Origin of the sequence: Paenibacillus faecis (assembly GCF_008084145.1) — a bacterium.
Taxonomy (GTDB): domain Bacteria; phylum Bacillota; class Bacilli; order Paenibacillales; family Paenibacillaceae; genus Fontibacillus; species Fontibacillus faecis.
In genome coordinates this window covers 82,888-98,310 of the sequence record NZ_VSDO01000006.1, presented here as the reverse complement: position 1 = coordinate 98,310, position 15,423 = coordinate 82,888, and the positions used below count along the sequence as shown (strand labels likewise).

Here is a 15,423-nt window from a genome sequence, read left to right as displayed (position 1 = left end):
TTGGAGGGGAATCCATCAGCGTTCATTCTTCTAATCCCATTATGAAAGGGTTGCGCTTTGGTTCACATAAGGGAAATCCCTGATGATCCGGGTAAAAACCCTGTTCACAAAAACGACGCAAAAAAGCCTCGAAAAGAGTGATCTTTGTCGAGGCTTTTTGACCTGCTGTGTATAGGGAATTTACCCGGTCCACTAGGGACCGCTCCCGTCCCGGGCTACTCTGGGGCTGTTGCGGACCGTTTGAGGCCGCACGCCCCGCCGACGGATTTCTAACGGACGCAATAGCAGCTATTTCGCACTTTTGGGCCGATTTCGAAATCTAACGGACACAGTAGCCGCTATTTCGTGAACCCCCCGCCTTTTCGGGGGCGGAGGACGCAAATAGCGGCTATTAGTTCCGTTAGCATCCGATGCATAGGAAGCGCCGGGTTCGTTTGGGGACGTTTGGGGCCGCTCGGGGTGCTCTTGAGGCCGCGCTCCCCGCCGCCGGATTTCTAACGGACGCAATAGCAGCTATTTCGCACTTTTGGGCCGATTTCGAAGTCTAACGGACACAGTAGCCGCTATTTCGTGATATCCCCGCCTTTTCGGGGGCGGAGGACGCAAATAGCGGCTATTAGTTCCGTTAGATTCTCAGAATCGCCGTTTATCGCAAAATAGCCGCTATTAGTTCCGTTAGCATCCGTTGCATAGGGAGCGCCGGGGACGTTTGGGGCCGCTCGGGATGCTCTTGAGGCCGCACACCCCGCCGCCGGAATTCTAACGGACGCAGTAGCGGCTATTTCGCACTTTTGGGCCGATTTCGAGTCTAACGGACACAGTAGCCGCTATTTCGTGATATCCCCGGCGCTCGGCTCAAGAACAATAAGTGCACCAAAACACCCGTTCCGCCGGCACGGCTGAATCGGATGGCGTCAAATGAATAATCAGGTCGCACTCTTCCGTTCCGATGCGTTTGTCTTGATCCACGTCATAGAACTGAACGATCTCCACGCGATATCGGCCGTTTTCCAGTTCGATCCGGTATTGGGAACAGTTCCGGTCCGGGATTTCTTCGTCCTCAAATTGGGCGGCCATCGTCAAGCAATCGTAGTCCACCAAGTACAATGACCCTTCCGTTACTTCAAGGAAGCCTTCGGCCCGCCGGAGGTATGGTCCAGCCGGTGATTCCCCGTCCACCCGGACGTCAACCTTCCAGGAATGCTCAATGCCTTCCTCGGTCATCTGGCAAACCAGCAGATGCCCGTCCTTCATCTCGTCTCCGAAATGTCGTAACAGTCCTTCAAGTTCCCAATCTTCGTCCACAAACGACCGATACGTATCCGGATTGGCCATGCCGATAAAACTCGTATCGCCCGATTTCATATGAAACTTCATGAAAGGCCCTCCCCTTTTTAAATTTGACCCAAGGCATGAACAATCGCCTTTGCGATTTTGGAGTCCTTGTTCTGCTCCGCACATTTAAAATAGACGCTTCTCAAAAGATTTCGCACGTTCCCGCGAATAATGCTGTCTTCGGGATATTTTCCGATGGTGTTAAACTTCGTTACTTTATGCACCCAGGCTACTATCGGATCATCGCCCAAAAGACCTTTCTTGATGATCGTATTTACGACTTCCGCCATCCTTTCATCTTCACCATCGACAAAGTAATGCGTATTTACCTGGATTTTTTCGAGGATTAGTTCCATGATCGCAAGCTGATCGTTTCTCGTTATGCCTCGACATTTTACGAGGGTTTCGAAAGCATCGGAGGTATGAGCCACCGCATGTGCCCACCCCTTAGCCTCCACGTACCCTCTCAAATCGTTCTCCTCTCTAAAATAGCGGCAGAGCCGCTCAAAAACATGGCGAATATCTTCCTCGGATAAAAAGGGCCTGGAAAGATGGCATTCCAGGATAAGCGGAGATATCAACACCGAAAAGGAGCGGGTAAACACCGTGTCCTCATCCGAACTCCCCAGTCCAAGGAACAGGTGGTCCTCGTCAAGACTTGTATAGAGCATATTTTTCATCGTTTCCGGACTTAACACGTTTCTCTGGATCCAATGATAAAAAGTAAAATAGATAAGATCATCCCGTAGCTCGAAATCGATGGAGCCGATTTCACGCAGCATCTCCTCCACCAACCGCTCCGTGTCCGTTCCTTCGGGGATCTTATTGTCATGTTCTTTAATGTCTTGCAACAACTGCTTTAACTCCATGTCATCCTCCTATACCAACGGTAAAAAGACCGTTCGGCAACCTCTTCTCCTGAATCCAGGATTCCACCGTTTCATTGAAGAACATCGGTCTCGCTAATGGAAAGCCGTGTCCGAAGCCCATACCGATAACTCCCTGACTTCCTTGAAGGTTTATCAGGAGGTCTTTCGCCGAACGCATCATGATTTTCTTCTCCCCTTGTCCTACGGTAATCAACACTTTGGCACGCGTCTGCTTAAAGCTGTCCGGAATGGCGAAAGACATATTCTCTTTGAGTATTTCCGTAAGCAATTCCGGTCCGATCTTTAGAGAATCCTCGTAGTACTGTTCAAACATGTCTTTGTCTATGTATAGCTGCTTGGCCTGGAGTTTGGCAAATGCCCGGTACCGCAGCAAACCGTGCGTCATTCTCACGGAGGTTCCAATCCACGGCTGTATCCAAGTCAAGGGACGGTTAACGCGCTATTGATGACCGCGTAGTCGGCTAACCAGGGATCGAGACTTAGCATTTTGACGATAACTTGGGTGCCGAGTGAAAATCCAACCAATGTGATGGGGGCCCCGTTTTGATTTGATTTTATCAAGGATAGGATTTCCTCGGCGCTTTGGGACATGCTGAACGTCCGGCTTTCGCTTTCGCCGTGCCCGGGCAAATCCGGCACTAAACAGCGGTAGTCACGAAAGAAGAACTCCACCTGTTTCTCCCACATCCAGCCGCCGACGCCCCCGCCATGCAGAAATACCAGCAGCGGTGCCCGACTTGGTCCGACATCTCTATAGAACAACCCTAAGGTAATCACCTCCCGGATCTTTTGAGAATGAGGTACAAGCCATAACCAAGAAGGAAGCCGAGCGTGTTTAATATAAAATCATCGATGTCCCAGCTTCCCCTTTTGGTGAGTAACTGTAAAGACTCCAGCACGAAGACGCCACTTAAAAATAGGCACAACGATTTAAGTAGCAGTCTCCCCTCCTTCAGAAAGAGAGGAAGCAGCACCCCGTAGGGCACAAAAACCCCGACATTACCAACCAAGTTCATCATCCACACTTTAGGACTAAAATGGTCTACCTGCAAAAACTGACGAATGGTACATAAGGGCTTTAAGTTAAATAAATAACCGGGCTGGGGCTCTCTACCGAATCCGAACAGCATCCAATAGCCGATCAGTAAAGTGTAGCCCGTTATAACCAGAAAAACGACTCTTCTCATGGAGCGCTAGGTCTGTATTTATTGTATCGCTGAAGTTCTTCGCGCTTTACGTCCGCAACTTCTTCAACCGTTCCGCCTTTCACGGAATAGCGGTGCAATTTGAATTGATCCGAAGGCTGTTCACTGATGGCGTCGATCACTTCACCGTCCGTACTCCACAAAATATAAGCTGTCGAAATATATGGGGCATCTTCCGCCAAATTCAGTGCGGTTTCTTTTTCAAAATCGTACGCTGCAATACTGCTGGAACTTGTATCGCCGTAGGCGTAAGCCAAAATGCTTCCATCCGGCGACCAGTTGTAGGCGTGGATCGTCTCAACTCCCTCGTTTTTCCCGGAGGCCAGCTGATTAAGATTTATTTGATCCCCGTTCTCCAGATTGAGAATGAGGATCTCATGGCCAACGTTGTTCTGAAAAAGATCCACGGCCAAAAATTTCCCGGTTACGGACAGAGCCATGGCTTCGACCGAGCTTGGTTCACGTTCCGGTTTAAGCGAATAGGTCTTCCCATTGGTTTTCACGCTCAATGCGTGCACTTCCTTCGGCGACTTCTCAATCACCAACTCGACATGGCCCGACATCCAGACTACCTTGCCCTCCTGCGCTTCCTGCTTGATTTCCAAATCAGGCTCGTAATAGGCCAAGCTATTTTCTACGGTCTCATTCGTGGCCGGATCGCTCTTCTCGCCCTGCTTCATCTCCGTTCCTGAAGAAGCCGGTTTTTCCTGCAGGCGATCTGCCGCTGTATTTCCTGCTCCTGGGGTATCCGTTTTTCCCGCTTCATGTCCGGCACACCCCGTCAAAGCCAGCAGCAAGAGCGCTGACGCGGTCACCCATCCTATTCCTCGGTTCATTAAAGCCACTCCCGTCTCATGTCAATTTATCATGTGAATTACACATAGTATTAACGCAAAAGGAAGGCGTTTTGTTCCATTCCAAAAATAAGCTTCCTGGATATATAAATATCCGTCTCTAGTGTGGCGTTCCGTTAACGGCAACAACCCCAATCCGTCAGGATTGAGGCTGTGGGTGTATGCCCCTAAAATGGAACTATCGAACGAAGCCGCGAAATTCAAGAACGCGTGCGCTCATCGTGCAGTGTAGTGAGCAGCATCAGTACCAGCCCTTGCCCGTATAACGTAGGAAAAACAGGAACCCGATTGTAATCATCAACCGAAGCGAGCACCGGGGTCCCCCCCGATACGCCCGACACCCTTCCGTCCGCGCCGATTTGCGCACTTACGCCTTCCGCCGCATTCAGCGCGCATTCGCGGAACGAATCGTCCAGCAACCCTTGGCTTATACCGTGGATTATACCGCAGGCGATACCGGCGCTTCCCGAGGTTTCCGGTACGTAATCTGGGCGGTCCAGCACGGTCGGCCACAGCCCGTCGTCGCGCTGTACCGCTCGTATCGCTTGCATCATCTCCCGGTAACGGGTTCCGATTTCTTGAGGAACTTCGCACAAACCCTGGATCTCCCGGTAAATCATGGGCGTTCCCAGCGCCATCCAGGCGTTTGCCCGGGTCCATCTCGCGGCCGACATGTGGGATTTTAAAGAACAGTTATATCCGTGGAAAAACAAGTTCGTTTCGACATCCTGCAGCAACCGGTAATGTACCAAAAGCTGACTTGCGGCTTCTTGCGCATAATGTTCGTCCCGGAACAAGCGGGCCGATCTTGCAAGAAACACGACCGCCATAAAAACGGTGTCGGCCCACACCTGCTCGCGGAACGCTTCGCTCTCGGTCACCGTATGCTCGAACGCGCTTTCTTTCGTCCGCGGGGCTCTTTCGATGAGCCAATCGGCGATCTTCATGGCCGTTTGCTTGTAAGATTCATCGGCGGTAACTCGGAACAGATCCGGATAGACCGCAAACGGCGCCACTGAATTAATCACCATGCTTCCACCATGAAACGGGGGCTCATTTTGATTGACCCAGCAGACGATTTCGTTCAGAACTTCACGGCGATCCGTCACCTTAAAATATTCCATCGCCGCTAGGATCGCCACGCCGGGATTCCAATCCCAACGGTGAATATTCATGGCCCAATCCCGCCATGGGTGGTCTCCCCACTCCTCCTCATGGCTGTGCATCATGTAACGGTATACCGGCTCAATTGAGGTCGCCAACTTAACTCCCCCCATCCCGCCGGCCTTTTCCTGCATTTGCAGCGGGATCTTTGATCGAAATTTCTACGACAGGTTCCTCGGCGGAACTCAACTGAATTTCCCGTGGGACCGCATCGACGGCTTTGATCTCCTGCAGAGAAACCTCCGCGTTTCCGCTGGTCAACGTACGGAAGCGGAACTTTGCCAGCGGAAGGTTTTCCTCTGCATCCTCAGGCAGCGATTTTCTAGTGGCCGCGATTTGGATTATTCCGGTTTCCGGATCGTTCTTGATCACCCAAGCCTGGAAAGATTCGGAGATTTCCACGCTGTTCTTGCCGGGTAGCTCAAGAAGATCCGGGTCGTAGACAAGTTCGAATTGGATGCCGAACAACCCCGGAACATCCTGGGTCTTGACGGATATGTCCACGAAGGAGCCTCGCTTCAACACGGCATCCTGGTCTTGCAAAAACAGTTCGATTTGGCTTTTCGTCCTTCCCTCGGCCTGAACAGGATTTGCGGCCAAGGCGAAACATGCCGACAACATCGCTAAACACGCCAGCCCGGTCTTCACTGCTCTCATACGGCTTCCTCCCAGGATCCCCTGCAACTTCCGTCATTATCGGCGAAGCCGCAGGGGAAATCATTATTAGGTTTATTCGGACTGCAGGATTTGAAGAGCTACGTAACTGAGATCCTCAATGTCGATGACGCCGTCCCGATTGACGTCGCATGCCGCCTTGTAGCCCTCGTCTCCGCTTCTCGCACCAAAAGCTTTCGCGACCAGCACCAAGTCGTCAATGCCAACCTTCCCATCCCCGTTGACGTCGGCCGCCAGGAGCAAGAGGGTCTTGTGAATCGGCGATTCAAGAATCGTCCGCTTCCCGGTGCTGTCGGAATAATCGGAGCCAGCCATCAGCGTTAATTCAAATTCATTCAACGGTTTCAGCCGATTGAAAACGAGCCTCAGCAATCGAGCATCGCCATCTACCCCCGATTCTCCGTCCAGGGCGGTTCGGGTCCCGACGATTCTCACCCTGTCCACTCTTTCTTGGAATGTCACGTAGGCATGTTCTCCGAACTCGTCATTGGCCTGGGCGCGGGTCAGCTTCAGTTTCTCCCGATCATAGTCCAGATCAAATACAAATCCATACAAGTCCGATGCCTGCGAAGCCTTCAGATCCACCACGACCTCTCCGTTCTGTCCGGGTGCCGCGCCTATGAATTCAAAGTCAAACGAAGTGGAGTCGCCGGGACCCGGAACCTCGTCTTCAATCGTTTGAACGCGCACTTGGTCGATCCACAGTTCCGAATTCCGGTTCATAAAGCCAACCGAACCGCCCGTGATGTCCGAAATCTGCTTCGTTTCCATAATCAGTCGGCCATTGATCGACAAGGAAATGACATCGCCTTCCCCGCGAATTTTATAATCGTTGTATTGGTTGAAATCGAAATCGGGAAGCTTGGCAGCGATCGAAACCGGCCCGGACAAATTGATAAAGCCTTGTTCGGAAGTATATTTCCAGAAGGAAACCTCGTTGGTGCGGGCGCTAAATTCAAAAAATGAATAAGCCTGCACGTTGGCGAACCGGACGAGGGCCCGCATTTGCTCGCCGGAACCGCCACCGGTTGTACCGACTGAGTACCTGGCTTTAAAAGAAAAATCATAATCCCGGTTCGTACGTTCGTAATCGGTCCACGCCGCGGATTTTGCCACTTTACGGACCGGATTTCCGTTAGTCGCCGTACTCGTTCCCTTCATCACCATCGAACCGACCGCAGGATCGTTCGCATGAGACCAGCTGCCAACGCTTCCGCCGCTGTCCCACTTCGTGACGATGTCGCCTTCGAAATCGTCCGCGAACAGCTGGCGCAGCGCTCCGGCCACCTCGATCGAACGATCGTATCGATTGTTGCTCTGATCCGGTTCCCGCCAATCCACGGCTCGGACCGAGACGGATAGCGAGTAGGTTCCTTCAGCTTCAAATTTCCAAGGTTCACTGGACACCGTAACTGTCTCGCCTGCGGCGAGCTTATCCGCATGGACGATCGTGGAAACGGGATTGCCGTTCAAGCTGAACACCACCTCAAAACCTCCCGGCGTATCGGACAAACCGGCGTTTCGAACCTTTGCCTTGAAGGTGACCTCTTGGCCGGCTTGAGGAGTATCCGGTACGGTTCCAACGCCGGTCACGGACATGTCAGGTTCCGCTTCCGGTGTATGGATGGTCCAATTGTCAAAATCATATTCGCTGGTCTCCCCGTCATGCATCAGCGTAAAGATTGGGCTTCCCACCTCCTGACGCATAAACGGATTGTCGATGAGCGGCCACGATGAATAATCGACGGGTTCCCCGTTAACGCTTCGTTCCCCGTTGAAGGTCAGGCTTAACGTATCCCCGGCAAGCGAATGATAGACGACAGCGGGATTCGCATTCTCCAACCCGGCGGCATCCACCTTCGTGCCGGCTTTGATGGCTTCCCTGAAGCGGGCGAGTTCGCTAGTCCGCCGTTCGTCCGCCGTCATGCTGTCATCCCCGGCTTCGGCGTAGTCCCCCGGTTTGGCCGTCTCCACGATCACCGCATTCTTCAGGCCTTCGCTGCGAAGGACGGGGATGACCAGCGGCCCGACCGACTCTTCGGCCCAGCTGTAAGGCTTGATGATTTTGACCGCCAGCAGCACGTTGCCTTCATGCGCAAAGATCCAGCCGCTTGAATCTTCCACCGTCTCGATGACGCCGGACGGCAGCGGCCCGGCGATATACGGCTTCGGATCGCTCGCCGGAATATGGGTCACGGTCAGCAGCGTTCCCCCATGTTGAAGCACCTGCTCGTATGGCGTGGCTCCCGACTGCAAGGCGCCGTTTTTCGGATGAGATACATAAAAAGTGCTGAAAGCGTCCTCCGATTTCCATCTGACGAACCACCGTCGCAACTGATCCGACCATCCTAAGGTGCCGTAACCGTCAAATTGGCTTGCCACGCCGTAATGTTCATCGATGTAGGTGGTCTTTCGGTACCCGTGCGGCCAGTTCAGTTTGCTCGATGGATACTGATCATGACTTTCAAGATTCGTATAAGGCTCGCTCCGTTCAAGCGCCGCCGCTCGAATCCATTCCGGCACACGGTAAGATGAGACAGCCGCAATTACGGAATACATCCCTTCCGGATAATTGAGTTCATTATTAAGAAGACGCGGCCGCTCTTCTCCGCCAAGATACAACCAGGCCATAGTCGTTCCGGCGGCGCCGAGTTTGGGGCTCATCCCCATATAATCGCGAACCGTGGAAGATACCCAATATCCGTCAACCCATTCCGCGGCCGTATTGGCGATCATCCAGTCCAGCGCCATTTTGGCCTTTTGCTTCATTTGCGGATCGTCGGCCAGATCATGCAGCATTAACAAACATTCGACGTAAAGCGCCCAGTACGTCGTGGAGTCGTATTCCTTCATGCCGTACTTGACGAACCGCTCCAGCATTTCGCCGATGTCGCGTTCGGCGAACGCCTTCGTCGCTTGCGCCTGGCTCCAATCCGGCCAGGTCTGGGCTACCAGATAGCCGGCCGTCCGGAATTTGAGAAAGTGATTCTCCGTACTGCCATTATTGGAGTAGTCTGCGGCAAGCATATTGGCTTTTACCTTCTCTCTGAGCGATTCCGGATACAGATGGCCGTATTTCAAATAACTGTCGATGTTGGCCGTGTAAAAAAACATGGACGCACCGGCGGGGTTATTGTTAATACTGGATATATATTCCAAGCCCTGTTCGACATCAACGCCGAGCGCAAACCTCGCCTGGGCGTGGAAAACGGCTTCCTTCACCCACAGCGTCCGGTCCGTCTGCGTAGGTTCGCTCGTGGCGAGAGTTTGCAGAATATACTCTGCCCGTTCTTCAAACTCGGTCCGCTCCGCAGCCGGCTGCCGCACGGCAAAATAGTCCACTTTCGCATTGTTCCGGTTGTCCGTTTCCTGAACCTCCGCGCTCACCTCGGCTTGTAAGGCGTAAGTGCCCAAGGAAGCCGTCCAGGTTGTCGTTCCCGTCACGGTTACCGTATCGCCCGGTCCCAGACTCCCGGCATACACCGCATCGGTTACCGCCGTATCGTTGACGGCCGGATTTAAAGTGAACGTCACCAGGATGTCCGAATCCGTCACAACCCCCGTTCCTTCATTCCGGATCTCCGCGCTGAATGCGACTTCATCTCCCGGTTCGGGCACGGATGGAGCCAGGTGAACCGAGGATACCGAAAGGTCGGGCAACTCCGGCGGAACGTGATTCGGATCCTGATACACTTCCAGCTCGGCAAATTGAATGCCGTTCGGATTGGAGTTGGATGTTCCGGTGAACCGGACATAACGCAAATCCGCGGGTGCGAATCCCAATTCGACGCGGTGCTTCGGGTCTCTTTGGAACGAATATTTCGCTTCGGGAACAAGCGTCATGTATGTCTCGCCGTCCCGGCTCCCCTCCACGGCAATGGATTGCGTTCGCGCCGTCCAATTCGGTCCCAGGCTCATGGCTATGCCTGCGACCGGATAGACCGATTCCAGGTCGATCGTAATCGACGCCGGTTTGACTGCCGACTCCCACTGCGTGGATAGATCGCCATCGTTCGCGTTGACGGCGACCCGGCCGCTGGAGGAAACCTCGGAAGACGCGGTGATCGGTTTGCCGCGGGCCAATTCCTTGCCCAGTGCCACCGCGGCCGCAGAGGATAGCTCCAATTCTCCGGGTGCAATAACGTTATCCTCTTCCGGCACACTTTGACCCGGCACGTTATTTCCCGGAGTATTTTCTTTCGAAACGCTCTCCATCGGGACATCCTCCTTTAGAAAAATACGTTCCTCTTTCTGTGTTATCAAATCGGCAGGTAGGGCGGCGGCGTTTTCGGAAGAGGCCGCCGCATGACCGGACAAAGGGGGATAAAGCGTAAACAATAGCGATATGACGAGCAGAACAGACCAGTATTGGGGTATTTTCATACATTTCCTCCTCATGATCCTTTTTAAAAGGCTGCTTCCGCCGGAAGGGCGGCAAACTTCTTCGCTTGCAAAATCCGGATAGCGACATAGGAAAGATCGATAATATCGATGCCTCCATCCTTGTTCATATCCAGATTTGGAGCGTAGTTGGCTTCTCCATTCCTGGCGCCGAACGCTTTGGCGATCGCAACAAGCGCATTGGAACGCGGTTCCGACCCCGTAATGGCATAGGAATCCGCCACCGCGAGCGGATAAGTGCCGTCGGAACCGGTCGAAATTACCGCCATGCTGTCGGAGATTGCAACCTGATCCGTGGCCAGGGTCGTGCGGCCATCCTGCTGCCGCGCCGTAAACACAATCCGCAGCAAGTCTCCATCGCCATCGATTCCCCTCACCCCGCCCAGCCGGCTGGCGGCAATGCGCAGCTTGCCTCCGAGATCGGAATGCATCAGGAAGCCATCGCCGTTATCGTCGCCTTCCCGGAAAGGCTCCAACAATTCGATCGACCTGAACTCAAACAAATCCGGATCATAGCCGATTTCCAGCGAAATGCCATAGAGGTCGCTGGCCTCCTCAACCGAAACGGTCAATGCCGCCTCCTCGCCGACTTCCACAATGCTTTTGTCCGCAACCAGCTTGATTTTTGCGCCTTCCGCCGGCGGCCCATTGCCGTCCTCCGCTTTCACCAGCGTGAACGCGTCATAAGCTCCGGGATTTTTCCCGTCCGCCAATCCCTTCGTCCATTGGATGAAATTATCCCGTCCCATCTGATAGTCGGCGTCGTTTACCGCGAGGTTGTAGCCGATAGCGTTGCCTTCCGTAAGTTCGAGATGATGGATCATACTGGCTGGGAGCGCGATTTCATAATAGGTCGTCTTCTCCTTTTCATCACGGGTTATGCGGTACGGAAACCCTTCGCTGACATTGCCGTTCGGATTCGGCGCGCGGGAGAAGAAGATATTCGCCAGGTGACGTCCATCGTCATGATGCGCAAATCCCCACTCCATGTCGTCGTTGTTATAAGAAGCCGTACTGTCCCTTAATGGGTCAACGGAGAATTGCAGGGAATCGTTTTTCCATAGATTGGGCGCATCTTCCGAATTTTTATGAATATCGTCCTTCACCTCCACCGCAAGGTACAGATTGTCGTCATCCCACATGGCATAGGCTTTCGCATCCAGGTTAGCCGGATCGTATCGACCGGTCTGATTCCGCTTCGCCCCGCGCAAGTGCACCGGATAGGCGGCCTTCCAATCGTCCAGAATTCCGTCGATGACGGGGGGCTGAGGGCTAAACCTCACAAGCAGGAAGTCAAGCGGCACTTGCTCGCGCAAGAGCACGCGCCGGCTGTCCGTTTCGGTAATGATCAATTCACTCATGTACTCGTGGTAATCCGACTTCGTCCGGTAATTCCACTGAAATTGCATCGTGATCGACCGGTCTTTGGCCAGATTGGTAAACGTATCGCCGGCCAGCGGCTGAAGTTCTTCCCCATCCGGGCCAAGTACCGTAACTTTACCGCTCTTCGGGGCTTCCGAGGAGCCTGTGATTTGAACGGTAATGTTCCCCAACTCGCGAACATCTTCGGTCACGGGCAAAATTTCGGCTTGTATCGTATCCTCAACGCGGAAGTCGAGTTCGGCCGAGTCGATCGGTTCGCCGTTTCTTTCAACAATAACCTTCGGCTGGTACTCACCGGTAACCGCGCCAAACGGCACCTTAAGGGGAACATCGAATCGGAAAACTTCCTGAGGACCCATGTCCGCTGACAAATCAGGTATGGCCTCCCAGCCTTCCGGCACTTGGAAACGGACGGTCACTTGCTGCTCCTGCGCCGTATCGTTCGCTACCGTCCCCGTTATCGCGCTTGGACCGCCCGGTTCGCCCGATCTTCGAATAGGCGTTACATTCAACCATACGCCAACGTAGACGGGTTTATCGGCTTCAAGAATTTGTCGAACCGTACCGGAAAATTCGCGCGCAAGCAAACCGTATACATAACTTTGGGGCGTATTCCCGTGCGAAGCGTGTTCCTCAGCCAATCGCCCATAGCGGTTCGCGCGCATAAGAGCGACCGTGGAAACCGGCAGCAGTTGGTCCTCCCCTTTAACCGAGGTGTAGATTTGGTTTGCGCTCTGCAAGTTTTCCTCATAAGCGGGCGTTCCGCCTTCCACCCCCACCGATGCCTTCATGTAAATCAAGGCCTTGGCTACCGATTCGGCGTAATAATAGAGAGATTCCAAGGCGGCAAACGTCTTGATCCGCTCCAGCCGGCCCGCTTGAATTTCGTCGGCCATGCTGCTCATCAGCTCATAGATATGGCGGATTCCTTGTTCCGTCAAATCGGCTCTCGCGATGGCATCCCCTGAGGCAACCGCCTCCAGCAAACCGGATTTGATCGTATCCATCCGCCGCATCAGGTCGTCAACGACCGGTGCATTATCCGGCGTTTCCAGTTTCGCGATATCCGCCGAAGCCGCCCGATGATGATCTTCAACCGCCTGCCCTGCGGCCTGAAGAAGCATCTTCTCTCCCGGATTCATCACATAAACCGGGGAACCGGAAACCGGGATATCCAGGCTGCCTCCGTTGACAGTCTCGATCCGCTCAACCCCGTTGATGTCCCGCACCGTGACGGTGTCCCTGTCGGAACTTATTCGGATTTCCGAGGTTGCCGGGTTTTCGCCGGAATCGTCCTTATGGTCAACGGAACGCCATGCGACGACCAATGGCTCGCCGTCTTTCAAAAACACATACACCCGTTCCCGTTGGTCTCCCGTATCGATACGGCCGACGTATTCGGCTTGGTCCAGCGTGGTCATCATGTTGCCTACGGCAGGATAGGCCAGCTTCGGACGTCCGTTCACGTCCGTAATGCCCCAAAACACTTCGTAATAATTTTCATCCGTACCGTCGTTTTTAAAGTTGTAATATTCCCAGGCGCGCACCTCGGGCCGGGTCAGGTAGATCAGAAAGGCCCGGACGATATAATCCCGCTGAACCTCCTCCGATACGTTCGGATAACCGCCTTTCGCCGTCGGCCATCCGCCCTCGGTCAGGTAATAATCCTTCCAACCTCCGTATTCTTCCATCATTTCCCCGATGTCATCGACAAACGCCTCGATCGCACCGTCCGGCATCGCATTGTACACGTAGGGATGCCACGAAAAGGCATCGGCATAATTGTAGGCACCCAAGTCCAGTTCCGCGGGAAGGACGCTTCTGACGCTGGACGTGTGGCCGCCGGCAATGAACACGGAATTCAAATCGGCGGCTTTTGCCGCGATATAGGCCCGTTTCCACTGTTGAACCACTTCATAAGGAATATAGGGTTTTGTGAATAACTCCGGTTCATTAGGTGTCTCGTAGTTTCGGATCTTCCCTTTATATCTGTCGACGCTTTCGGAAACGAAATTTTCAAGCAGCCTTAACCCTTCGTAAGAAGCCGCCTGCTTCGTGTCTTGAATGAATCCGAGGACGGGGATATGGTTTAACCCGAAGCTGTTGATTTTGGAGATATAAGCGTCCGCCTTGCTGTAGTCAAAAATAGGATCGCCAGCGGAATCATAACGTCCGGTAAAAATTTCCGACAAGTTCAGCACGCTCCGGTGGTGCTTTGCGCCCGTCTTGTGCACCGCGTCCATGATGTCGTCACGCCAATTCAAATCATAATGCGTGTTAAACCCGAACTTCGATTCCATATCGAGATCGGGCTTACCTTGTTCCGGGAGCTCGCGTACGATAGCCATCCTCATCCGCTTCGTCATTTGATCCATCAACGTCCCGTCGATCGATAGACTAACCCGGACATCATAGGTACCGATCAAATGGGACGGCAAGTCGAAGTGTACCGCTTCATCCACCAAACCGTAAGCTTCCAGCGAGAATTCTTTTTCCCCGGAAGTGATCAGCGCCTTATCGCCGTCCGCCCGGTGCACCGTGTACTCCACCTTATACGTATGCGCTTCAGAACCTCCCGCCAAATATACGTGAATGCCCGCTTGTTCGTCGGGTCCGTAGATACCCGTAAAATTTCCCGCCGGTTCTACGTTATAAACATGGGACGGCTCCAACGGCAGGAGCTCCAATGAATCGATCATTAGGTCGATGCCGTAGACGGTACCGAATTGAATCCTTCCTTTCTCCATCCGGAGTTGATCGAAATCATCCACGGAAATGACTTTTGTTCCGTTGATATAGAGTTCGTGCGTAATACCCGATACGCGGAGTTCATAGTCCACCCAGCGGTTATCCAGAGACTCGTTATACGTGCCAAGATGATAATTCCCGCCCAGTTCGGTTTTTCGCATAATGAAGTACCGCCAATTGTGTGTTCCCCACTCCACCGCGTAGTTGTTGTTTTCATCCTCCATTCGGTAGCGCAATCGCCATACGTTGTAATCCTGATTACTGGTCCGTTCGTATTTGGCGCGAAATTTAAGGATAAAGTTGTCTATATTCCGATACATGGGTGCCGATAGCGTGGCCGTAGGGAAAATTTGGCCCACCTTGCCGTTAAGCCGGAGCACTTTTTCGCCGGTAGCAAGCTCCGCTACCTTCGCGTCGCCCCTGACGTTCCACCCTTCCGGCACCGCACCGACCGGCACGTTCTCAAAATCATTGCTGTACGGCTCAAACGCTAATTGCTCAACTCCGCTTTCATTGACCGGGTGGCTGACTGCAACATCGGCAGCCATCATGTTCACGCCTTGAGAACGGAATCCGATACCGCCGGTTGGATAATGGTTGGCAGGATCGGTGGCGGAGATGGCCGACTCTCCGTTAACGAACAGCGGTTCATGGATCATCCGAATAGCCTCTACCTCGGCGGAAACCGAAAGCGGCAACGAGCCGCACCATAACACCACGACCATGAGCATGGCGATCGTACGCTTTAGAGCTCTATCCGTCATTTCC

General features: G+C 53.4%; 10 protein-coding genes. All 10 read right to left on the bottom strand.

Annotated features, from left to right (window positions below; genetic code table 11):
* Positions 1-855: 855 nt before the first annotated feature.
* Positions 856-1,365, bottom strand: a complete 510-nt coding sequence (locus FRY98_RS25610; RefSeq protein WP_211373379.1) for a hypothetical protein — start codon at positions 1,363-1,365, stop codon at positions 856-858.
* 29 nt (positions 1,366-1,394) lie between these two features.
* Positions 1,395-2,204 carry a DUF2785 domain-containing protein gene (locus FRY98_RS25605; RefSeq protein WP_148457556.1) on the bottom strand — a complete coding sequence of 270 codons (810 nt, stop codon included), beginning with the start codon at positions 2,202-2,204 and terminating at the stop codon, positions 1,395-1,397.
* A gap of 1 nt (position 2,205) precedes the next feature.
* Positions 2,206-2,616, bottom strand: coding sequence for an alpha/beta fold hydrolase (locus FRY98_RS25600; RefSeq protein ID WP_148457555.1), 411 nt, complete (start codon positions 2,614-2,616; stop codon positions 2,206-2,208).
* 29 nt (positions 2,617-2,645) lie between these two features.
* A complete protein-coding gene (locus FRY98_RS25595) occupies positions 2,646-2,987 on the bottom strand; it encodes an alpha/beta fold hydrolase (RefSeq protein ID WP_148457554.1) in 342 nt (113 codons plus the stop codon).
* A gap of 11 nt (positions 2,988-2,998) precedes the next feature.
* Positions 2,999-3,412, bottom strand: coding sequence for a VanZ family protein (locus tag FRY98_RS25590; RefSeq protein WP_148457553.1), 414 nt, complete (start codon positions 3,410-3,412; stop codon positions 2,999-3,001).
* Positions 3,409-4,266 (bottom strand): TolB-like translocation protein, encoded by an 858-nt coding sequence (locus FRY98_RS25585; RefSeq protein WP_148457552.1) that lies wholly within the window; start codon positions 4,264-4,266, stop codon positions 3,409-3,411. Before FRY98_RS25585 ends, FRY98_RS25590 begins: the two co-directional genes overlap by 4 nt.
* A gap of 218 nt (positions 4,267-4,484) precedes the next feature.
* Positions 4,485-5,546, bottom strand: coding sequence for a glycoside hydrolase family 88/105 protein (locus FRY98_RS25580; protein ID WP_170287192.1), 1,062 nt, complete (start codon positions 5,544-5,546; stop codon positions 4,485-4,487).
* A 1-nt stretch (position 5,547) separates the two neighbouring features.
* The gene (locus FRY98_RS25575; RefSeq protein WP_148457549.1) at positions 5,548-6,105 is read right to left on the bottom strand and encodes a cohesin domain-containing protein; all 558 of its coding nucleotides are present in this window, start codon (positions 6,103-6,105) and stop codon (positions 5,548-5,550) included.
* Between the two features lie 72 nt (positions 6,106-6,177).
* Complete coding sequence (locus tag FRY98_RS25570) at positions 6,178-10,506, bottom strand: CARDB domain-containing protein (RefSeq protein ID WP_170287191.1); 4,329 nt, start codon at positions 10,504-10,506, stop codon at positions 6,178-6,180.
* A gap of 23 nt (positions 10,507-10,529) precedes the next feature.
* Complete coding sequence (locus tag FRY98_RS25565) at positions 10,530-15,419, bottom strand: sugar-binding protein (RefSeq protein WP_148457546.1); 4,890 nt, start codon at positions 15,417-15,419, stop codon at positions 10,530-10,532.
* Positions 15,420-15,423 lie beyond the last annotated feature (4 nt).

What these genes read in the sequence shown, in the direction of transcription:
- FRY98_RS25610 (WP_211373379.1), bottom strand. Translation starts at nt 1,365, where the DNA reads ATGAAATCGGGCGATACGAGTTTTATCGGCATGGCCAATCCGGATACG.
- FRY98_RS25605 (WP_148457556.1), bottom strand. Translation starts at nt 2,204, where the DNA reads ATGGAGTTAAAGCAGTTGTTGCAAGACATTAAAGAACATGACAATAAG.
- FRY98_RS25590 (WP_148457553.1), bottom strand. Translation starts at nt 3,412, where the DNA reads ATGAGAAGAGTCGTTTTTCTGGTTATAACGGGCTACACTTTACTGATC.
- FRY98_RS25585 (WP_148457552.1), bottom strand. Translation starts at nt 4,266, where the DNA reads ATGAACCGAGGAATAGGATGGGTGACCGCGTCAGCGCTCTTGCTGCTG.
- FRY98_RS25575 (WP_148457549.1), bottom strand. Translation starts at nt 6,105, where the DNA reads ATGAGAGCAGTGAAGACCGGGCTGGCGTGTTTAGCGATGTTGTCGGCA.
- FRY98_RS25570 (WP_170287191.1), bottom strand. Translation starts at nt 10,506, where the DNA reads ATGAAAATACCCCAATACTGGTCTGTTCTGCTCGTCATATCGCTATTG.
- FRY98_RS25565 (WP_148457546.1), bottom strand. Translation starts at nt 15,419, where the DNA reads ATGACGGATAGAGCTCTAAAGCGTACGATCGCCATGCTCATGGTCGTG.